The organism is Tessaracoccus sp. OS52 (genome assembly GCF_020687685.1).
GTDB lineage: Bacteria > Actinomycetota > Actinomycetes > Propionibacteriales > Propionibacteriaceae > Arachnia.
Map to the genome: position 1 here is coordinate 317,449 of NZ_JAJEWM010000001.1, position 21,610 is coordinate 339,058.

Sequence of the window (21,610 nt, forward strand, 5' to 3'; positions counted from 1 at the left end):
TGCCTACTCCGGGAGGATCTCGTGGGCGTGGACGGCCACCAGGACCGGTGACTGGAACGTGACGTAGGCCAGCAGCGCCGAGTTCAGCGAGTCCCGGCGCCACTCGATGTGGCGGTCGTCGAGGTACTGCGGGTACTTCTCGTCGGAGCTGCCCGGCGATGCGACGGTGAGCTGGGCGGGCGCCGCGGCCAGGTCTATGTGGGCGCCAGCGGGGGCGGGCTGGACCAGCGGCCAGGACAGGTCGTTCCACACGTTCAGGGTGGCCGCCTCGTCGGTGTCGAGCCCGAAGCTGGGCTCCCCCGGGCGTTCCTTGATGACGAAGAACCAGCCCGGGTCGTCGCCGGGGTTCTCGCCGGATTGCCCCTTGGCCTCGGCCGCGGTGAGGTCGAAGCCGAAGAAGTAGATGTCGGGGTCCACCTTGGCCTCGTAGAGCGGGGTCAGCAGCTTCGACGTCGGGGGCTTCTCCTCCTCCGCGGCGGTGAGTTCCACCAGGCGGCGCTCGACGGTGTTGTCGATGGCCCCGCCGTCGGTGAGCTGCCACCGGGCGCGGTGGGCGTAGACGACGGCGTTGGGGTAGCGCTTCAGGAGTTCGCCGCGGATCACCAGCACCAGTTCGTTCTCGTCCGGCCCGCCGGGCGGCTCGCGGTGGTCGTGCTCGCCGAGCTTTGACGCCTTCGGCCATTCGTGCAGCGGCGGGATGTCTCGCAGCTTCTCCTTGAGTGCCTCGTCGTCCAGGTTCTCGGTGTTGAAGAAGCTGCGCACGTCCCAGAACTGGCGGAAGGTGGAGCCGCGTTGGTCGGTCGGGTACTCGCGCCACAGCAGCTCGCGGGCGAACTCGTGGTTGAGCCCCACCATGTAGGCCTCGATGAAGGGCTGGTTGGTCTCCAGGAGCGTGATCGTGTTGGGCTGGATCAGGTTGATGTTGGGCAGGAACAACTCCGAGGAGCGGTCCTTCAGCGGCTCGTACATGGGCGTGTCGATCACCGGGTAGGCCATCGGCTCGACGAACGTCTCGCGCGGCGGCGCCACCAGGTCGTCCTTGATGCGTTGTGGCAGCACGATTCCTGCCAGCACCCGGCGCGGGATGGTGGTGGTGGGGCGGACGGCCTCGATGGCGGTGGTGGCGATCCGGCCCAGATCCACGCGTCCCCGCGCCGGCGGGCGGCCGACGGTACGGCTGTCGCGGATGCCGCCCAGGGTTTCCGAGAGCGCCTCCTTGAACCGGGCTGCCTCGAGGCTGTCGGTGGAACCGCGGACGGGACGGAAGGGTTCGCCGACGTCCTTGACCTCGAAGTTGGGCACAGGTGGCAGGTCCTCGACGTCGTCGGCGCTGATCCCGGTGAGGTCCATCAGGTCCGCTCCGCGCGTGTCCAGACCCCAGCCGGACAAGAGACGGAACACCACGATGCCCGCGACGACGAGCGCGGCCGCCACCAGCAGGCCGAGGATTCGGGGGAGCAGGATGAAGGCGACCAGCGCGAGCATGAGGGCGATCAGCAGGATCACCCACGCGAGCTGGGGGAACCGTCGCAGCAGGTCCAGCACCCAGTCGGGGGCGCCGGAGGGCTCCGCGAGCTCCGCGGCCTCCTCGGCGGTGAAGACGCCGGGGGGTGCGGTCTTGGGTGGGGCCGCGCTCACGTCGCCGTCGTTCACTCGGTCGAGCAGGTCGTCGGGGCGATGGAGGGCGTCGAATGGCAGGGACGTCATGAGCCTGCCTCGGGGCCGGATGACGCGGCGCAGCGCGGCCGAGGTGAGCGTCGGCTGCACCAGGCTCCCGGCCAGCCGGTGGTGGAGCGTCACGCCGTCGGTCAGGATCCGCTTGTTCAGGGGCGCGAGCAGCAGCAGACCGCGTTGCCGGCTGAGGCCGACGGTGGGACGCAGGCTCGCGTCGTACCAGACCTCGGTGGTGAGCAGGCCGAACTGGCCGAACCGGATCCGGCGAGAAGCCTCCAGGACGTCGCCGATCTGCTCCCAGGCGGCGTCCATCAGCTTCTCCTGCTGGTCCTGGATGACGCCGGTGCCGATCCCTGCGGCGGCGCGGTACCGGGGGTCCAGGTTGAGGCGGTGGATCCAGTTGTCATCGGGAGCGATGGGGGAGCCGTCGTGCTCGGTGAGCACCCGCCTGGCCATGGCGTGCCAGGTGCCGTACAGCGGCGGGGTGATGATGGGGTCGGGTTCGCCCTCACGCTGGTAGTCGTCGGGAAGGTTGAGCAGGTGCGCGAGGTCCGTCTGGAGTGGGCGCGGGAACGGCTCGTCCCACCTCTCGAACACGTCGGGCGGGGTGGGTGGAACCGTCGAGGGTGGCTTCAGCGCGCCCCCGAGCTTGAGGATGCCGCCCAGATCCGGGTTGTCCACGCCCCTGACACCGGAGCCGGGTACCTGTACGTCCATCTCGCGAGACCCGACGCGCGGGTCCACCACGCGTGGCACCAGCAGCCGCACGAGCGTCTCGAAGTCGCCCGAGGTGGCGGTGCGGAAGAACCAGCGGTGGTAGTAGGGGAAGGACTGGCCCTGGGGCCGGGTGGCGGGGTCCCATGCGGACATCGTCGCCACCACGTCGCCGAGTTCAAGGCCGAGACCCGCTCGGCGGCCGGTCTCGAACGTCGGGATCAGGAACGCGTGGTAGGCGGTGTTCTCCTTGAGTTTGCGGGGGCACAGCAGCCGTGAATAGGCGAGGTCGGGGTTCTCGGCGAGGGTCGCGCTGAACTTCCCGATGACCGCGCCCATGTCGGTGGAGGTGAACTCGTCGTCGCTGGCGGCCAGGCTCCGGTTCACGTGCACGTGCGCCCAGGCCCACAACTCGTCGGCCTTGGGGAAGACGGAGAGGTCGGCTACGTCGATGTAGGGCAGTGGCTTGTCTGTCATGTTCTGGCCCGGCACGAACTCGTCCTCCGCCAGCACCACGAGCGCTATCCATGGCCGCAGCCGCCCCTTGGCGACGTCGGGGGCCGCGGGCGTGTAGCGCCAGGGAAAGTCCTCGTCGTAGAACTCCAGGAAGGGCAGGTAGTTCGGCTCGAAGTTGGTGATCCAGTCCAGCGGCTCCGAGCGCACCACCGCCGCCCTGTCGATCCCGACGATGTCGCCCGGCCCCACCAACGGCACCTGGTGGTTGAAGGGAGGGGCGGCCAGCTCACCGCCGTCGGCCTTCTTGCCCTTGGCGGTCAGCTGGACGTCGATGGCGGCCCGGACCTTGACTCCGGCCGAATGGTCCGGCGCCGAGATCTGGTTGGCCAGTCCCTGCCGCAGCCAGGGCAGGAAGGAATAGGTGCCAAGCGTGCTCATGAGACCGCCTCGAATCCCGGGATGACGTGCAGGCTCTCAGCCAGCGACGGGTCCGCCTTGACCTGCGCGGTGAGGAAGTCCTGGGCGCTGGCCTGGCTCTGGAACACCGCCGTGGAACTGAACGCCTTGTTGTCCGACGACGTCGCCACGACGAACTGTTCGGCGTGGACCTCCACCTTGTCCTCGAACGGCACGGTCTTCTTCCGCATCGCCTGCGACATGGGATTGCGCGTCACGGCGGCGCCGCCCAGGAAGAACTGGAAGAGCGTCCCTGCGAAACCGCTGAACCTGCGCGCGAAGCGCTTGTAATTGTTGTCCAGGATGATCTCCTCGTAGCGGACCACGCGCTTTGCCATCATGCTGGAGCGCACGTCGGCCCCGGACGCCGACAGGTCCAGGCCGGAGTGCTCCGGTGTGAACGCCGGCTGGGACAGCTTCTCCGCGTCGCTGAAGTTGCGGAACTGGGCCGGGGCGAACTGCTCCGTGGCGTCTGCCACCTTCGCGAGGCCGCCACCGGTGACCTGGACCTCCAGTCGGTTCACGTCGGAGGGCTTCTGGGCCCCGACCTTGTCCAGCACCAGGTCGAGCGGCAGCGCCCGCTGGGAGATGCGCAACACGCCCACGGGGTGGAGGATCCCGGCGGCCTCCTCCTGGGGCATCGAACGGATGGCCACCATCAGCTTCGACGAGGTCGGCAGGATCGCCCGCCAGTTGTCCGTCTTGCGGATCTCGGTGTCCAGCACCGGAAGCACCTGCACCGGGTCGAGCACCGTGTCCTTCGCGTCCCCCCAGGTGTGTTCGAACTCGACGTCGATGTCGAAGAACAGCAGCGAGATCGACCCGTGCCCCTTGACATGCCACGGGGTGGGGCCCTCGAGTTCGCCGCGGATGCTCACCGACAGCAGCCCAACGCCGAAGGCCCTCACGGAGAACGAGGCTGAGATCTCGACGATGAACCAGAACGGCGAGAACTGGAACAGGGCGTCGATGGCCAGGAAGCCCTGGGCGTTGAAGTCGCTGGAGCCGAAGAACGCGTCCACCCGGGCGCCGAACTGCACGGTGTTGGAGGTCACGGCGAAGTAGCCCTGGATGGAGACCCGTGCGACGGGGGTGTTTATGAGGTCCACGCAGACCCGGCGCGGGCTGGGGAACGGCAGCGGCGGCGGGGAGAACCGGGGGTGGAAGCCGCCGACGCTGAGCACGAAGTTGGCGTCCTGCCCCCACGCCACCAGCAGCCCCATCTCGCCCTCGATGGTGAGGAACGCCACCCGGGACTCATACAGGGCGGCGAAGAACCACAGCCGTTGCTTGTCGAACTCGATGGCGCCGATGAAGTTGACCTGCAGCACGATGACCGCGACGTCGTCGGCGGGGATGGCCACCTTGATGATGCCGACGATCGCGATGTTGCCCGGGATCTCGATGATGACCCCGAGCGACAGGCTCGCGAGCGTCGGGGTGCCCCACCCGAGCTTGACCATGGGGCCGACGAGGAACGTGCCCTCGCGGGGCGGGAAGAACGCCCGCAGGTCGCTGATGATCTTCGGCGCGTTCGCGACGATGTCGCTGGGGAACATCACCGACTCGATGGCCCCGGAGCGGATGCCCTCTGCCAGTGCCTGGAGGTTCATGGTGCGGTTCAGGCCCACCAGGCCGCCCACCGCGAGGAGGGTGAACCCGAATCCGAGCTGGATGCCGGTGCCGAAACCCACCGACATGATGATCAGCAGCGAGAACCCCGAGCTGCCGTCCGGCATCCGGGTGGTGATGATCCCGATCGCCTGGATGCTGACGGTCTCGAACAGCGAGAGCTCGACGGCCCCCGCGTACTCCCCACGCTCGGGGTCGATGAACAGGTAGCCACCGCCCTTGACCGCGCCGACGTCGAGCGACAGCCCGACGCCCTTCGGCGGCAGGAAGCGGAGCGCGAAGTCCAGCGGGCCGACGTTGCCGGAGCGGTCCGGCGGGATGGTCAGGTCCGCGCCGATCCCGATCTGCTCCACCACCGCCTTGAGCGGCCCCAGGTCCGTGCGGAGGTTGGTGGTCAGCCCGATCGGGAAGCTGTCGTCGGCGATCCCGACGGTCAGCGTCAGCGCGCTGATCTCCACCGGGCCCAGCTGGATGTGCAGCGGCAACTGGATGTCGAGCGTCGCCGACCCCGCGAAGAAGAGGCCCTGCGCGGAGGAGAAGCCGACGCCGAGGTCGAACTGCGAGTCCAGTCCGAACCCGGACAGGATTGTGCCGAGGAAGCCGTCGGCGCCCGCGAGGGAGACGACCAGCCGACCACCCTGCACCTCGCCACCGAGTTTCCAGGTGCCCTCACCGCGGCCGTTGGTGGTGTCGTGGGCGAACCCGACCTTGCCCGTGGCGATGAACTTGCGGATCTCCAGGCGGCTGCCGCCCGGCTCGCCGAGCACCACGTAGGGAGTGCCGGCCGCGCTGCCACCCGTCCACGTCACGGCGAGGTCGCCCTCGACTCTTCCGGGTGTGGCCGGGACCAGCGAGACGCCGTCGTCGGCGGTGATGATGGCCTCCACCCCGGGGACGATCGGGGTGTTCAGCTCGACGGCCAAGGACCAGTCGTCCTGGGTGATGGGGGCGGGGTTCACCTCCAGCGGGTGCGCGATCCTGATGCGCAGACCGGTCGGGGCGTCGAGTTTGGGGGAGAGCTCGAAGGCCAGCACGTCCAGCACGGGAACCGGGCCGCTGGTGTCCAGCACCGCGGGGACGCCCGCCCCGGCGAGGAGCCGGTTCAGCGTCGCGAGCAGCGTGTCCCCGGTGAAGCCGGGATCGCCCCACTGGTAGAGCGCGCGTAGGTGCTGGGACGGGTCGGTGAGGAAGTCGGACAGGGCAGCGAAGTCGACGCTGCGTCGCACGAAGGCGGGATGGGTGACGTCGACGGCGGGCACGTCCACCCGTTCGACGAAACCGATGAAGTCCAGCGCAGCCGCTGCACCGGGGATCTCCTCGAGGTTGCGCACCAGCAGGTAGTCGACGAGGCGGCCGGGGAGCTGGTCGGCGAACTGGTTGAGCTCCGCCGTCGGGACCCCGGTGCCGCTGAGCCCCTTGATGGCCGCCGCGATGTCGGCGATCCCGTCGACGGTGGCCGCGACGCCGGTGGCGAGCTGCAGCGCCTTCGCGATGATCTGGCCGGTGTCCTCGGCCGCGACGGCGTCGGCCAGGTCCGCGATGACCGGCGGCAGGTCGGTGATGCGCTGGACGGTCGCCTGCCCGGCGGCCGACAGCGCACCGTCGGCATCGACGCTGGCCGGCAGGTTGAGCCCGAGCTCGGCGAGCAGGACCCGCAGGTCGCCGCCGGTGAGGCGGTCCTCCAACGGCTCGACCAGGCGGGCCAGGGCCTCGCCCAGTGCCGCCAGCGTTCCTTCGTCCTCGGCCATGGCACTATCCGGCGGGTTGCCGGGCCCCCTCCCACATCTCGATCATCGCTGCGACGGTCTCCGCGCCCGCGAGCGCTGGCCCGATCACCGGCACGAGCCGGTCGAGGTCGGCCACCAGTTCCTCGCTGCCGGTGGCGCGCAGGGCGACGGCGAGCTGGGCGACGGTGGTCTTCCGGTCCACCCCGTTCATGCGGTCGGGCAGCAGGTAGCCGGGGTCGGCTGCGCTGCGGAACAGGGCTGCCAGGAAGGCAGGTCCCTGGCTGCGGTGCCACGCGATGGTGAAGCGGCGGTTGCGCTCGACCAGGTCCAGGCACTCGTCGCGGTGCCGGTCCACGATCCGCAGCAGGTCGCGCCCGGCGTCGCCGGCGCGAAGGCGCTCGACCAGCGCCGAGTACGGGGCAGCCACGGGTGCGGGGCGGTCCGAGTCGATCCAGTCGAGCACCGTGTAGTCCTCCTCGCCGGTGGGGATGACCTCGATCTTCATCGCGAGCATCACCTCGTCGATGGGCGAGCCGAACCCCTCCAGGCCGTTCCCGGAGTGGTGCAGCGCGCAGACGTTGCCGGTCGCCAGGCTGACGTAGACCGAGCCGGAGTCGCCCTTGTTGCTCATCCTCGTGAACGGGGCGATCGGGTGGACCTCCACCCGCCCCGGGTCCACCTCCGTGATCATCCCGCGGGTGAGGCCGGTCCGGGCGCCCACCTTCCACACCTCGTCGAGCACCACCGGCGCCTGGGACCCCTCGATCCTGCCGGCCAGTTCCAGGGTCCCGTCCGGCTTGGTGATGCGCCGGATCTTCGGGGCGAAGGCGACGCCGGAGTCGAGCTCGGCGGTGGCGCAGTCGAGGTCCTCGTCCCAGTCGAGCACCTCCGCGATCTTCCCGCAGGCGCAGCAGCAGGACTCCCGCCAGCGTGGGTGGCCCACGCCGTCGCCGACGTTGCCGCCGGGGTCGATCAGCACGTGCCAGTTGCTGAGCAGCACCACCGAGTCGCGGTCGGTGTGCCGGCAGAACATGCCCAGGGTCCCGGTGCCGCCCGCCACCTCCGCGCCGATCCGGGACCCACCGACCTTCGGGGAGTACTCGGTGCGGTCGTCCTCGTCGTTGAAGCCGACCTCCTTGACCGGAAGCCGCTTCACCACGACGTCGGTGGCCACGCCCAGGACCATCGGCGGCACGACGTCGGCCGGTGGCAGTTCAGCCAGCGGGATCTTCTCCTCCACGTGGACCCGGAAGACGAACTCCTCCTCGATCCCACCGGCCCGCTCACGGGCGCCGACGGCGACCCGCACGACCCCCGGATACTGCATCAACTGCTCCCGGGCCTGGGGCAGCAAAGCGTTCAGGCGTTCGGTCTCCGCCTGCTTCTGCTCGTAGCTCATGGTCATGGCACTGCCACCCGCGCCTCGAGCAGACTGACCATCTCATCCACGGTCCGGGCGTGCGCGAGCACGTCGAACAGCCGGGGTCCGTGGGCGGCGAGATCCTCCCGGAGGGCGTCGCTGCCCTCCGCGGCCAGGGCTTCGCGGATCCGTTCCAGCGCCTCGGTCCGGACCACTCCCTCGATCTCCGCGGGGATCTCGTAGATCGGGTCTCGGGCGCTCCTGCCGAACGCCGCCAGCCAGGTGGGTCCGCGGTTGCGGTGCCACGCGACGGTGAAGCCGCGGCGCCGCTCCACCAGCCGGAGCGCCTCGGCGACGTTGCGGTCCACGACCTCCAGCAGCTCCCGGCCGGCCGGCTCCGCGCGGAGCCGGCCAACGAGGCTCTCGAAGGGTGACGCGGCCGGCAGCGGGAACAGGTCCTCGTCGTCCTCGTCCCAGGACTCGGTGTAGGTGGTGGAGGGATCGCTGGGGATGACCGTGATCCCGAGGGTGGTCTGCACCGTGAGGATGTTCTTCATCACGCCGATGGTCCCGAGTTCGTCCTCGATGGCGTAGAGCAGGCCGACGACGTTGCCCGTGGCCTTCTCCACCACCACCGAACCCGAGTCGCCGTAGAAGGCGAACTTCGCGAACGCCGGGTCCACGTCGATCGTCAGGGCCGGCACGACGGTGCTGATCGTGCCCCGGGTCAGGCCCGTCCGGTAGCCCACCTTCCAGACCACCATGCCCAGCACCGGTGCCGAGGTGCCGGCGATGCTGCCCTCCTCCTCCACGGTCCCGTCGCCGCGCTTGATGCGCCGGATCTTGGGGAAGAACGGGACCGTCACCGAAGCGATGGCGCAGTCCTGGGCCTGGTCGGCGGCCAGGACCTTGCCCATCTCGTTGCAGGTGCAGCAGCAGCTCTTGCGGTGTTCGGGCTGGCCCACCCCGGAACCGATCTGGGCGCTCGGGGCGAGCAGGACGTGGTGGTTGCTGAGCAGCACGACCGAGTCGTCGCTGGTGCGCTTGCAGAAGCAGCCGAGCGTGCCCCAGCCCCCGGACCCCTCCGCGTTGATCGCGATCCCGCCGACCTTCGTGCCGTAGTTGCGGTCGTGCTCATCGTCGCCGAACCCCAGCAACAGCTTGGGGGTGCGGACCACCTGCACGTCGGTGGCGAAGCCGAGCACCTCGGGTGGGACGCGTTCGGAGGGGGCCAGGTCCTCGTCGGGCAACTTCTGGGTGACGTAGGCGATGTAGACGGGCTCCTCGACGAGTGAGCCGCGGCGGCGTCGCAGGCCGATGCCGACGTCGCGGACTCCCGGGACCTGCATCAGTTCCCGGCGTGCGTCGTCGTATCCGGCGACGAGTTGGGCCTGTAGTTCGGCCCAGTCAGTCGTGGGCAAAGCGGACCTCCCGCCGCTCAAGAACCCAACCAGGTGTGCCTCGCACCGCTGCGGGGCACGGGCGACGGGCCTGGCAAACCGGGGACGTCGCGTATGAACAGGTGCGAGCAACAAGTGTCACTCCCGGGCCGGTTCACTTTCCACTGATTCGGGTGGAGAATCGCCACGCAATAGGCTGTGCCCATGAGCCTGCCGAACGTCCTCGCCAACCGTTATGCCTCCGCGCCGATGCGCGCCGTCTGGGCCCCCGAGGCGAAGGTGGTGGCGGAGCGCAAGCTGTGGCTGGAGGTGCTGCGTGCCCAGCGTGACCTCGGCGTGGACTTCGGGGGTGCCGACGCCGACGAGGTGATCGCCGCCTACGAGGCGGTCGTCGACGACGTCGACCTCGCGTCCATGGCGGAGCGGGAGCGCGTCACCCGGCACGACGTCAAGGCGCGGATCGAGGAGTTCAACGCGCTGGCAGGCCACGAGCACGTCCACAAGGGCATGACCTCCCGCGACCTCACCGAGAACATCGAGCAGTACCAGGTGCTCGCCTCGCTCCGGCTCATCCGGACCCGCGTCATCGCCGCGCTGGCGCAGCTCGGCCGCCTGGCCGCCCAGTACTCTGACCAGCCGCTGACCGGCAGGTCCCACAACGTCGCCGCCCAGATCACGACGCTGGGGAAGCGGTTCGCGACGGTGGCCGACGAGCTCCTGGTGGCGCTGCGCCGGATCGAGGAGCTGATTGCCCGCTACCCGGCGCGGGGGATCAAGGGCCCGGTGGGAACCGCGCAGGACATGCTCGACCTCCTGGGCGGCGACTCGGGCAAGCTCGCCGAGCTCGAAGGCCGCGTCGCGTCGGCGCTGGGGTTCAGGGCGGTGCTCACCTCCACCGGGCAGGTCTACCCCCGCTCCCTTGACTACGACGTCGTCACCGCGCTCGCGCAGACCGCGGCCGCGCCGTCGAACCTTGCCACCACCATCAGGCTCATGGCCGGGCTCGAACTGGTGACCGAGGGCTTCAAGGAGGGTCAGGTGGGGTCCTCTGCGATGCCCCACAAGATGAACACGCGCTCCTGCGAGCGCGTCAACGGGCTGGCCGTGGTGGTTCGCGGCTACGTGGCGATGGTCGGGGAACTGGCCGGAGACCAGTGGAACGAGGGCGACGTGTCCTGCTCGGTGGTCCGCAGGGTGGCGCTGCCGGACGCGTTCTTCGCCCTCGACGGGCTCTTCGAGACCTTCCTCACCGTGCTGGCCGACTTCGGCGCCTTCCCGGCGGTCATCGACGCCGAGCTGGAGCGCTACCTGCCGTTCCTGACCACCACCAAGGTCCTGATGGCAGCCGTCCGCAAGGGCGTCGGCCGGGAGGCGGCCCACGAGGCCATCAAGGAGCACGCCGTCGCCGTCGCGCTGGGAATGCGCCAGGGCCAGGCCGCCAACGACCTCCTGGACCGGCTGGCCGCCGACCCGCGGCTGGGACTCTCGCGCGACGAGCTGGGCTCCCTCGTCGGCAGCCCGCTCGAACTCGCGGGAACCGCGCAGGACCAGGTGCGGCGGATCGTCGCGCAGATCGACGGACTCGTCGCCGCCAATCCCGACGACGCCGCCTACGTTCCCGGGGCGGTGCTGTGATGGCCCAGTACGACAGCCTCGGCCTGCCGCTGCGCCACGCGGGCAAGGTCCGCGAGCTCTACGACCTCACCCTCGACGGCGTCCCCCGCGTCCTGATGGTGGCCACCGACAACATCTCCGCCTTCGACCACGTGCTGTCCACGCGGATCCCGGACAAGGGCGCCATCCTGACCCAGCTGTCGCTGTGGTGGTTCGCCCAGCTGGCTGACATCGTCGACAACCACGTGGTGAGCACCGACGTCCCCGAGCTGGTGCGGGGGAGGGGCACCGTCGTCGAGTTGCTGGACATGGTCGAGGTCGAATGCGTGGCCCGCGGCTACCTGACCGGCAGCGGCTGGGCCGAGTACCAGGACTCCCGGACGGTGTGCGGGGTCCGGCTGCCCGAGGGGTTGCGCGACGGGGACAGGCTTCCCGAGCCGATCTTCACCCCGGCCATCAAGGCCCCGCTCGGCGCCCACGACGAGAACGTGGACTTCGAGACCATCGTGCGGCTGCACGGCAGGGACCTGGCCGAGCAACTGCGGGACCTGACGCTGCGGATCTATTCGCGGGCGGCAGGGATCGCGGCGGAGCGGGGCATCATCCTGGCCGACACGAAGTTCGAGTTCGGACGCCGGGCCGACGGCACGCTCGTGCTGGCCGACGAGGTGCTGACGCCCGACTCGTCGCGCTTCTGGGACGCCGCGCTGTGGCAGCCGGGGGTCTCGCTCCCGAGCTTCGACAAGCAGTACGTGCGTGACTGGCTCGCCCACGAATCCGGCTGGGACAAGGCCTCCGACACCCCGCCCCCCGCTCTCCCCGACGAGGTCGTGGCCGCGACTCGGGAGCGCTACCTGGAGGCCTACCGCCGCCTGACCGGCACCGAGTTCCCCGGCTGATCACGAGGCCGGGAAAATCGGACAGAAACTCCGTTTTCTCCGCACTGCTGTGCAAAGAAAACGGAGTTTCTGTCCGATCCTCCTCCCTCGCCTGAGTGTCCCCACCCGGCGGCACTGGAACCCGACGTCCGCAGGCGGCTTGGGGCGAGAACCCCCAGCCGCTGGTCCAGTATCCTTTGCCCCATGAGTCGCGTGATCGTCAATGTGATGCCCAAGCCCGAGATCCTGGATCCCCAGGGCAAAGCAGTGACGGGCGCGCTCACGCGTCTGGGCTTCGACGGCCTGAGCGTCCGTCAGGGCAAGCGGTTCGAGATCGAGGTGGACGGCGACGTCACGCCCGAGGTGCTGGCCGACATAGAGCAGGCAGCCGAGCGGCTGCTCGCCAACACGGTGATCGAGTCCTTCGAAGTGGTGACCGACTGATGCCCCGCATCGGGGTGGTCACTTTCCCCGGCTCCCTGGACGACCACGACGCGCTGCGCGCCGTCGAACTCTGTGGCGCAGAGGCCGTCCCGCTGTGGCACGGCTCGGACTCCGTCGACGGCGTGGACGCAATCATCCTGCCCGGCGGCTTCTCCTACGGTGACTACCTGCGTTGCGGTGCGATCGCCCGCTTCAGCCCGATCATGGACACCGTCATCGACGCCGCGAACAAGGGCATGCCGGTGCTCGGCATCTGCAACGGTTTCCAGTTGCTGTGCGAGGCGCATCTCCTCGACGGCGCCATGATCCGCAACGTGGATCAGCACTTCATCTGCAGGGACCAGCGGCTGCGCGTCGAGACCATCGACACCGTCTGGACCAACGACTTCACCAAGGGCGAGGAGATCACCATCGTCCTCAAGAACGGCGAGGGCAACTTCCAGGCGGCTCCGGAAACACTCCGTCGGCTGGAGGACAACGACCAGGTGGTGTTCCGATACGTGGACAACCCCAATGGTTCGGCCTCCGACATCGCGGGCATCACCAACGCCCGCGGGAACGTCGTGGGCCTGATGCCGCACCCCGAGCACAATGTCGAGGAGCTGACCAGCCCTTCGCTGGACGGCCGGAAGTTCTTCAGCTCCGTGCTGAACTTCCTGTCCGTGCGCGCCTGATCAGCCGGCGAGCCACCGCACCGCGTTGTCGAACAGCCTGGCGTAGCCCGGCCAGTCCATGAACTCCTGGGGCGCCCAGTGCGGTGAGATGTCGGAGGCGAACGCCAGCGTGCGGCCCTCACCCACGTTGCGAACCGCAAGCAGGGGGTGGGCCTCGACGGTGGCCAGCACCGTCGCATCCGGGCGGGCGGTGAGTTTCTGGTATCCCAGCAGCGCCGGCCAGTCCTGGTCCAGCCCCGCCACCACCGGATGCTCGGTGCCGGTCAGCGCACCCTCGACGCCCTCGGGCGCCTCCACCCTGTCGTCGTAGGGGAGGATCTCAACGGGCAGCACCTCCTCGATCGCGGTGCCGTGGTAGTTGGCCTTGGCCTGGAACCCCTGGAAGCTGAGGTAGCCGCCGGCCATCATCAGCCCGCCACCCTGCTGGACCCACTCGCGAAGCAACTTCGCGCGGTTCGGGGCCCGGCGGCCCTCCTCGAACACCTGCGGCGGCAGCAGCAGGGTGTTGGAGCCGACGTCGGAGAGGATGACCACGTCCCAGGCGGACAGTTCCTCGAGCGTGAGCGGGAAGTCGGCGGCGACGTCGTGGGAGCGCAGGTGCGTCACCTCATGACCGGCCTCCCCGAGTACTCGGAGCAACTCCGCGCACCCGATGTGGACCTGCGTGTGGGGGAAGGCGTCATAGCCCTTGTGGTCGATGACCGCGCTGACCCAGGACTCGCCTGCGAGAAGAACCTTGACCATGCCGTCACCCTAGCCAATCGGTGACGCCGGCGCGCGCGTGGTTGGATTGGTGCCATGTCTGCGAACCTCACCCGTGAAGAGACTGCCTTCCGCGCCGCCGCGATCCGGCTGAGCGCCCAGCAGGTCACCGTGGACCTGCGTGACTGCCAGGACCTGCAGCAACCCACCTACCCGGTGCGCTCCGCCATCCGGCTGACGACGTCGCAGCCCGAGACCTGGGTGGACTACATCGGCGAGTCCGTCACCGCGGTCCTGGTGGACGGGCAGGTCCGTCCCGTGGAGTTCGACGGCGCCCGCGTCCTGCTCCGCGACCTGCCGGTCGGGGCGGAGTGCGAGGTGGTCGTGGAGGGGGCCTCGTTGTACTCGCGCACCGGCGAGGGTTTGCACCGCTTCCAGGATCCCGCGGACGGCGCGGTCTACCTCTACACGCAGTACGAACCGGCCGACGCCCGGCGCGTCTACCCCTGCTTCGAGCAGCCGGACCTCAAGGCCCGCTACTCGTTCTCGATCATCGGCCCCGAGGGCTGGGAGCTCGTGAGCAATCAGCCGGAGACCGCGCGAGTGGACGCGGGGGCGGGGATGGTGTGCGTCGACTTCGCCGAGACCCCGCCGCTGTCGTCGTACCTGACCTGCATCTGCGCCGGCCCCTACCACCGGGTGGGCGGCGAGTGGTCGTCGCCCGACGGGCGGATCGACGTCGCGCTGGGGCTCCTTTGCCGGCGGTCGCTGGCCAAGTACCTGGACGCGGAGGAACTCCTGCGCATCACCCGGGCAGGCCTGGGCTACCTGCACGAGGCGTTCGGCGACTACGTGTGGGGCAAGTACGACCAGGTCTTCGTCCCGGAGTACAACCTCGGCGCCATGGAGAACCCGGGGCTGGTCACGTTCACCGAGCACTACCTGTTCCGCTCCAAGGCGACGCCGGCGCAGTACCAGGGCCGCGCCAACACCATCCTCCACGAGATGAGCCACATGTGGTTCGGTGACCTGGTGACGCCGCGCTGGTGGAGCGACCTGTGGCTCAAGGAGTCCTTCGCGGAGTTCATGGGTGCGTTCCTCTCCGGGGAGGCGGCCGGCTTCGACGACGCCTGGCTCAACTTCACCGGCGTCCGGAAGGCCCAGGCCTACATCGCGGACTCGCTGCCGACGACCCACCCCGTCGTGGCCGACATCCCAGACCTGGAGGCGGCGAAGAACAACTTCGACCGCATCACCTACTCCAAGGGCGCGGCCGCGCTCACCCAACTGGTGCACTATGTCGGGCTCGAGAACTTCTTCGCGGGCTGCCGCCGCTACTTCTCGCGGCACGAGTACGCGTCTGCCACCCTGGCCGACTTCCTGGACGCGCTGGCCGAGACCTCCGGTCGCGACCTCGAATCGTGGGCGCGCGCCTGGCTGCTGACCAGCGGGCACGACACCCTCGCCGTTGCGCCGACTCCGGCGTCGCTGGCCGGGGCGAGCCGGCCGCACGCCACCACCGTCGGCCTCTACGACCTCGTGGACGGGAGGCTGGCGCTGCGGGACCGGCTCGACGTCGTGCTCGAGCACCCCGTGACCCCGCTGGGAGAGCTGGGTGCGCAGCCGGCCGCGATCATCCCGAACGACACCGACCAGACCTTCGCCCGCATCGCCTTCGACGACGACACCCGGGCCGTGCTGTTGCAGCGCGTCGCAGACCTGGAGCCGCTCACCCGCGCGGTGGTCTGGGCCGCGCTGTGGTCCGACGTCCGCGATGTGGCTCTCCCGGTGGCCGACTACGTGGCAGCGGTGGTGGCGCACGCCCCGTCGGAGGACCGGACCGGGACGCTCACGGCGTTGTTGGCGCACGTCGGCGAGGCCATCGAGCGCTACGTGCCCGAGACCCGTCGGATCGCGGCCGCCGCATCCTGGCGCGACGCCTGCCACCAGGCCGCCCGGGGGGCCGAGCCCGCGTCGTCGGAGCAACTGCAGTGGACCAAGGCCTACCTGAGGGTAGCCGCCGTCGCCCACGAGGACGTGGACTGGGTCACCGAGGGCGAACTGGAGGGCCTGGAGGTCTCCGACGACCTGCGCTGGCTCGCCTGGCAGACGCGCGCCGCGCAGGGCCGCGCGTCGGACGAGGAGTTGAACGCCGCCCTTGCGGCGGACCGCACGGCCGCCGGTGTGAACGCACACCTGCAGGCCTGGTACTCGCGTCCGGACCCGGCTCTCAGGGCGGAGGCATGGCGTCGGGCCCACGTCGTCGGGGGCGAGACGAACGATCACGTCGACGCACTTCTGGCCGGGGTGTTCGCGCCCGGGGCGCCGAAACTCACGGCGCCGTTTGCGCAGCCCTATTTCGACGGCCTGCTCGACGTCTGGGCCGAGCACCCGATCGGAATCGCGATCAGGCTGGTGGAGGACGGGTATCCGCGAGGCGTCGAGCACAAGCCCCTCTCCGAGGCCTGGCTCGACGCCCACCCGGATGCCCCCGCGGCGCTGCGCCGGCTCGTCGTCGAGAAGGACGCCGAGCTGGCGGTCGCCGCGAGGGTCCAGCGGGGTTAGTTCCTGCCCTTCTTTGCTCCGGGGCCGTTGCCGGCCGAGGTGTCTGCGCCCTCACCGTAGGCAATGGTGAACGCGGGGCTGTTCCAGATCTCCCAGTGGTCCGGGTTGCTCGGATCGCCGAGAGCCTTCAGCACGCGGACCTCCAGGACGTAGTCGCCGTCGCTGACGCGGCGGTACTTGTCGTTGCCGTTGTTGCCCTGGTAGGTGCCGTCCCACGGGATCGTCGCCACTCCCGCGAGCCGACCTTCGTCGATGAACGTGGCGTAGTTGATGAAGTTGGAGTGCACCTTGGCGCCCTTGGTCCCGTCGGCGTTGGCCCTGTAGATGTCGAAGTAGATCGCGTTGGTGGGGTAGTCCAGGGTGAAGTAGATGATGGGGTAGTCCCCGTCCACCATGGAGTACTCGTGGAACGGCTCAGCGACGTCCAATCCCTCGGGAGACAGGTAGGTGAGCAGGGCGTCGAAGGCCGTGAGCGCCTGGTAGTCACCTGACATCCCTGCGAACGGGATGGTCAGTTCATCGGTCGCGGAGGTGAGGGTCAACCAGCCGCCGTAGATGATGCCGTCGGCGCCGAAGTCCTCGGCGATGGTGACGTCGACGGTGGCGCTGCCGCCCGCGGGGACGGTGATGGTGTCCGCGGAGAACGACACGTCGGCCTCGGCCAGCAGGAACCTCGGAGCGTAGGTGGCGCCGCCGGTGGCGATGCCGTGGCGGACCCCCAGGTCATAGGTCACCGCGGTGTCGGAGTCGTTGCTGACGCTGACGGTGGTGGTGATGGGGCCTGCTTCGCCCTCCCCGAGCGAGATCTTCGACGGGGAAGCCGAGGTCACCGACAGGACCGCCTGCGGGATGTCGATCAGACCGCCGCCCTGGCGGTGTACCGGCTCGTAGTAGCCCGCGTCCTTGACCACGCTCCAGTCGAGCTGGTCAGCGGTGTTGGTGAGCGCCCGTCGGACGTCGTAGGGGTCCAGGCCCGGGTCGGCCTCCAGCAGGAGAGCCGCGGCGCCGGCGACGTGCGGTGCCGCCATCGACGTGCCGCCGGTCGAGAACGCGCCACCCTTTTCCAGGGGGTAGGTGGAGTAGATGCTGCCGCCGGGAGCGGAGACGTCGGGCTTCAGCGTCAGGTCCGCGGCCAGGCCGTAGGAGCTGAAGTCGGACTGGTAGCCGCCGGTGGGGTTGTCGAACCGCTTTGGTGCCTCGGAGAATGTGATCTCCGTGGGAGCCTCGGCACGCAGGGCGTTGCCGTCGGTCTGCTGGACAGCGACGACGGGGATGGTCACGGGCGAGCCGGCCACCGTCGGGTTGATGATGCCGGGGATGTTGTTGGCGATGATCAGCGCGTCGTAGCCTGCGGCCTGCGCGGTCAGCGCCTTCTCCGCGAAGCTGCACGAGCCGCGGCTGACCAGAAGGGCCTGGCCATCGGCGGCGGCGGGCGCGACGGTGCCCGTGCAGCCGAGCACGGGGTTGGCCGCGATCAGCTGGAAGGTGGAGCCGCCCACCGGGGCGGGTGCGCCCTCTGCCTGGGAGAACGGAGCTTCCGTGCCCGCCGTCGTGGTGACGTAGTTGGCCATGTGGCGGGTGTTGTCCACCGAGCCGACCGAGATGACGTCGTGGGCCACCGACGGCGCGCCGCCGGAGAAGGTGCCCGAGGTGCCGGAGTTGCCCTGGGAGATGGTGACGACGACACCGGCCTGCACGAGTGCGTTCGCGGCCTGCGCCGTCGGGTAGGACGGCCAGGTCGCAAAGGCGGCGCCGAGGCTCATGTTCACGACGTCCATGCCGTCGGCCCAGGCGCGCTCCATGGCGGCGTTGATGATGTCGGAGTCGCTGCTCCCGTCGCAACCGAACACTCGGTAGGCGCCGAACTCCACGCCCGGCGCGACGCCGGTGATCTCGCCGTCGGCGCCGACGATGCCCGCGACGTGGGTACCGTGGCCGCCGCAGTCGTCGGGCCAGGCGTCGGGCTTGGGAGCGGCGATGGCGGGATCGTCGCTGCCGGAGTCATAGGCGTCGCCGACGAAGTCGTAGCCCCACTTGACGCGGCCGTTGGGGAAGTCGGCGGTCTGGTCATTGGTGCCGGCTCCGCCGAACGCGGGGTGGTTGTAGTCGATACCGGAGTCGATGATGCCGACCTTGACGCCCTTGCCGGTGAGACCCAGCTCGTTCTGGGCCACGTCGGCGCCGGTCATCTGATTGGCGTACTCCATCTCAGGGGTAGTCGCCTCGGTAACGGGGAGGTCGAACTTGAGGACCGGGTAGACAGCGGCGACGCCGCGCACCGTGCTCAGCTTCGCGGCGTCCTGGTCGCTGACCGAAACAGACATGCCGTTCCAGAGAGCGGTGAAGCTCCGGGAGACCGACAGCTTGAGGCCCGCGTTCTTGGCTGCCAGCACTACAGCATCCTGGGCAGCCTTGGCCGAAGACTTCGAACCGCCCTTGGCTTCGGCGGCTCCCTTCACCTCGACGAACCACCTGTCCGTCACGCGGGGCTGGCCCTCGTACTGCGAGAGCAGGTCCTCGATGGATTGCTGGGGGACTGCGACACCGAAGTCGGCAGCGCTGCCGAGGTCCTCGACGTCGTTGGGATCTGCTGTGGCTGTGACGGCACTCGCGGCACAAAGGGCTGCTGCCAGTGCCCCGACCCCGAGCGCCCGCAGGCGGGCAGTGGGACGTTTGGTCATGGGTCGAACTCCTCAGAGGAATGGGTACGGAGCGGACGATGCTCCTCTAGCGGCAAATCTTCCATCAGATTTGTCGCAGTTGTGTGATTTTCGGCTAATGCGCGGAGAAATTCACGTCTCGATATGGTTACGCCATGGAAACCCCGGACGTCGACGACGCCAAGCAGGCTGCCCGGAAGATCGACCGGTCACCGGCCTACAAGGCGACGGTCAGGGGTGGTCTGGTGGTCTACGGAGTCGTCCACCTGCTGATCGCGTTCCTGACCGTCCAGCTGGCCATCGGGGCCTCCGACGAGGAGGCCTCCCAGGCCGGCGCGATGCGCGCGCTGGCGAACACCCCGCTCGGCCCGGTGCTGCTGTGGGCAGTGGCCGTCGGATTCTTCGCGCTCACCCTGTGGCAGCTGCTCAGTGCCTTCATCGGGCATCACGAATACTCCGGCGCCAAGCTGACGCGCAAGCGGTTGGGCTCGGGAGGCAAGGCGGTCGTCTACGCAGCCCTTGGGATCGCGGCGGCGAACGTCGCCAACGGCACCGATTCCGAGGGGGACACGGCCTCGGCGGTGGGCGGCTCCCTGATGGCGCTGCCCTTCGGTCAGGTCCTGGTGGCCCTGGTGGGGCTGGGTGTGGCGGCGGTCGGCGCCTACCTCGCGAGCAAGGCGTTCACCGGCAAGTGGAGTGAGGACCTGCACGGCAGCCTCAGCGGCAGGTGGAAGTGGTTGCCGCGCCTCGGCTACGTCGCGAAGGGGGTCTCCTTCCTGTTGGTCGGCCAGCTCTTCGTGTTCGCGGCGTGGACCTACGATCCCGAAACTGCGGGCGGCCTCGACGCCGCGCTGCAGTCGCTGCGCTCCGCACCATTCGGACCGTGGATGCTGGCCGCCGTGGCCTTGGGGTTCGCCTGCTTCGGGTTCTACTGCTTCCTCTGGGCACGGCGGGCAAAGGTCTGACGCTCCGCGCGGGTGCGCGACACCCTGAGTTCGTTACACCACGCTGACGGTCCCGGTCTCTGCCGGGCTGCTGACCGACACGGCGGCCTACTTCCACGCGCTGACGGACTACCGCGAGGGGTACGTCGAGACGATCATCCGACAGTTCATCAACGCTTCATTCCGTGCGATCGGCAACGGCCGGACTCTGGTCGAAGACCTGGAACAGGTCTACGAAGGGTGGAGCGAGAGCCTTGCCTCCAGGCGTGGCTCGGCGGCACGACGCCTGCTCCCGCATCTGCTCAACCAGCCTGCGGTCAACATCGCCTATGTCGAGACTGCCACCGGCGTCGCCCTGTCTGCGGCGCAACGCGCCGTCGAGCAACTCGAGGAGGCGGGCATCCTGAAACGAGCGGGCGGCGGGCAGCGCAACCGGGCGTGGATCGCCCAAGATGTCATTGACGCGCTCGACGCCTTCGCCGAACGCGTCGGCCGTCGGGCGTAGGCACCCATAGCCCCGGGGACTGACCACTGAGGTCACGCGCTCGACGCTCCTTTGCGACCATCCAGAGGTACTGTCGACGTCCCGGATCGAGAATTCCACGAGGCCGAAGCGTCGGCCTGGCTGTCGCCATAGAGCTCGACCTTGGCCACCCCATGGATAGAAGGACAGAAACTCCGTTTTCCTTGCACTCGAGTGCAAAGAAAACGGAGTTTCTGTCCAATCCTCCCTCACCTCTTCCTGATGTTCCGCGGCTTCGCTTGGTGACGCTTCCAGATCACACGTCGGATGAGGTCGGTCGCCTCCTCTGGATTGTCCCTGATCTGGCGCGGGGTCAGCACGTAGCAGCGCCAACCTCCTGCAGCGAGGGCGTTGGCCTTGACCGCGTCGCGCTCCATCGCCTCCTTGGAACTGTGGAACTCGAAGCTGTTGATCTCGAATGCGATCCTGGCGTCCTCCAGTGCGATGTCCAGCACCCACTCCTTGCCAGCCAGGGTCACACGCAGGTTCCCCACCCAGCCCGTGATTCCGTGGTCCCGGAGGAGGCGGTGCGCCTCCAACTCCGCCACCGACCACGGGTTGCGGCTCAGCGCTTCTGCAACCTTCTGTGCGGGCCGTGGCCGCCCAGGAGCCCACTGCCCAGCCAGCGCGGTGAGTGAGGCCACCGAGACCAGGCCGAGGCGCAGGGCCGTGGTCGCGGTCTGGAAGTCGCCATCCAGCCCGGCGGTGAGCGCGGTGGCCGAGGGGTTGGTGATGCGGAAGTCCCCGGTCCACTCGAGGTGCTCAGCTGGAATCTGGTGCCGCCGGAACCGAAGCAGGCCACGGTCTTCGACGCGTCGGGAGGTGTAGACGACCACGTCCGACACGTCAGTGGTGGCGTCGAAGGAAAGGGCGGCCGCCGCTCTACCTGCGATGGCAGCATTCGGGTCCCACAGGTTGACCGCCCGGATCCAGGCGCCGCCGTCACCCTCCAGACCCGGATCCATGACGATCCCCGGAAGTGCCTTCACCAAGGAGCCCTTCCTCACCGCCTGGCTCCAGCCGGTGCGCAGGGACTTGTAGCTGGATATCGCCACGACGCCACCGTGGAAGTCGACTATCTCTTTGATGCTCATTGGACAATCCACTCCCATGTTGGGTGCAAAGTCCCGACGCGGACATCGGTCCGGCAACACATCGCCGATGCGTGCAAACACCCAGCAGGCCGC

13 protein-coding genes and 1 pseudogene are annotated in these 21,610 nt (G+C 69.0%); 6 read left to right on the forward strand and 8 right to left on the reverse strand.

The window, feature by feature from the left end:
• Positions 1–3: 3 nt before the first annotated feature.
• Genes LKO27_RS01375 through LKO27_RS01390 form a run of 4 tightly spaced genes read right to left on the reverse strand, consistent with a single transcriptional unit; the run spans position 4 to position 9,440 of the window.
• Complete coding sequence (locus LKO27_RS01375; RefSeq protein ID WP_227735117.1) at positions 4–3,282, reverse strand: hypothetical protein; 3,279 nt, start codon at positions 3,280–3,282, stop codon at positions 4–6.
• Positions 3,279–6,680, reverse strand: coding sequence for a DUF6603 domain-containing protein (locus LKO27_RS01380; protein ID WP_227735118.1), 3,402 nt, complete (start codon positions 6,678–6,680; stop codon positions 3,279–3,281). Before LKO27_RS01380 ends, LKO27_RS01375 begins: the two co-directional genes overlap by 4 nt.
• Positions 6,681–6,684: 4 nt before the next feature.
• Positions 6,685–8,064: a S1 family peptidase gene (locus LKO27_RS01385; protein ID WP_227735119.1), complete on the reverse strand. Its 1,380-nt coding sequence runs from the start codon at positions 8,062–8,064 to the stop codon at positions 6,685–6,687.
• Positions 8,061–9,440 carry a S1 family peptidase gene (locus LKO27_RS01390; protein WP_227735120.1) on the reverse strand — a complete coding sequence of 460 codons (1,380 nt, stop codon included), beginning with the start codon at positions 9,438–9,440 and terminating at the stop codon, positions 8,061–8,063. The genes LKO27_RS01385 and LKO27_RS01390 overlap by 4 nt, the downstream gene beginning before the upstream one ends.
• A gap of 183 nt (positions 9,441–9,623) precedes the next feature.
• Between LKO27_RS01390 and purB the strand changes: the two genes are divergently transcribed.
• The 4 genes and pseudogenes from purB to purQ all read left to right on the forward strand — a co-directional run bounded on the left by purB (position 9,624) and on the right by purQ (position 13,029).
• Complete coding sequence (gene purB, locus LKO27_RS01395) at positions 9,624–11,054, forward strand: adenylosuccinate lyase (RefSeq protein ID WP_227735121.1); 1,431 nt, start codon at positions 9,624–9,626, stop codon at positions 11,052–11,054.
• A pseudogene (locus LKO27_RS01400) lies at positions 11,054–11,918 on the forward strand (phosphoribosylaminoimidazolesuccinocarboxamide synthase); the annotation flags it as partial. The gene purB and the pseudogene LKO27_RS01400, both read left to right, overlap by 1 nt.
• 197 nt (positions 11,919–12,115) lie before the next feature.
• Entirely contained in the window at positions 12,116–12,355 is a 240-nt protein-coding gene (gene purS, locus LKO27_RS01405) for a phosphoribosylformylglycinamidine synthase subunit PurS (RefSeq protein ID WP_227735123.1), read from the forward strand.
• The gene (gene purQ, locus LKO27_RS01410) at positions 12,355–13,029 is read left to right on the forward strand and encodes a phosphoribosylformylglycinamidine synthase subunit PurQ (RefSeq protein ID WP_227735124.1); all 675 of its coding nucleotides are present in this window, start codon (positions 12,355–12,357) and stop codon (positions 13,027–13,029) included. Before purS ends, purQ begins: the two co-directional genes overlap by 1 nt.
• On the opposite strand, the gene LKO27_RS01415 is transcribed toward purQ, so the two are convergent.
• Positions 13,030–13,773, reverse strand: coding sequence for a glutamine amidotransferase (locus LKO27_RS01415; protein ID WP_227735125.1), 744 nt, complete (start codon positions 13,771–13,773; stop codon positions 13,030–13,032). It lies immediately after the preceding gene.
• Positions 13,774–13,827: 54 nt separating this feature from the next.
• Between LKO27_RS01415 and pepN the strand changes: the two genes are divergently transcribed.
• Complete coding sequence (gene pepN / locus LKO27_RS01420; protein ID WP_227735126.1) at positions 13,828–16,296, forward strand: aminopeptidase N; 2,469 nt, start codon at positions 13,828–13,830, stop codon at positions 16,294–16,296.
• Here pepN and LKO27_RS15385 read toward each other — a convergent pair.
• Positions 16,293–18,977: a S8 family serine peptidase gene (locus LKO27_RS15385; protein WP_304650884.1), complete on the reverse strand. Its 2,685-nt coding sequence runs from the start codon at positions 18,975–18,977 to the stop codon at positions 16,293–16,295. The genes pepN and LKO27_RS15385 overlap by 4 nt on opposite strands.
• Before the next feature lie 134 nt (positions 18,978–19,111).
• On the opposite strand from LKO27_RS15385, the gene LKO27_RS01435 reads away from it, so the two are divergent.
• A complete protein-coding gene (locus tag LKO27_RS01435) occupies positions 19,112–19,921 on the forward strand; it encodes a DUF1206 domain-containing protein (protein WP_227735127.1) in 810 nt (269 codons plus the stop codon).
• A 157-nt stretch (positions 19,922–20,078) separates the two neighbouring features.
• On the opposite strand, the gene LKO27_RS01440 is transcribed toward LKO27_RS01435, so the two are convergent.
• Positions 20,079–20,441 (reverse strand): hypothetical protein, encoded by a 363-nt coding sequence (locus tag LKO27_RS01440; RefSeq protein WP_227735128.1) that lies wholly within the window; start codon positions 20,439–20,441, stop codon positions 20,079–20,081.
• Between the two features lie 191 nt (positions 20,442–20,632).
• Entirely contained in the window at positions 20,633–21,517 is an 885-nt protein-coding gene (locus tag LKO27_RS01445; protein WP_227735129.1) for an endonuclease domain-containing protein, read from the reverse strand.
• Positions 21,518–21,610 lie beyond the last annotated feature (93 nt).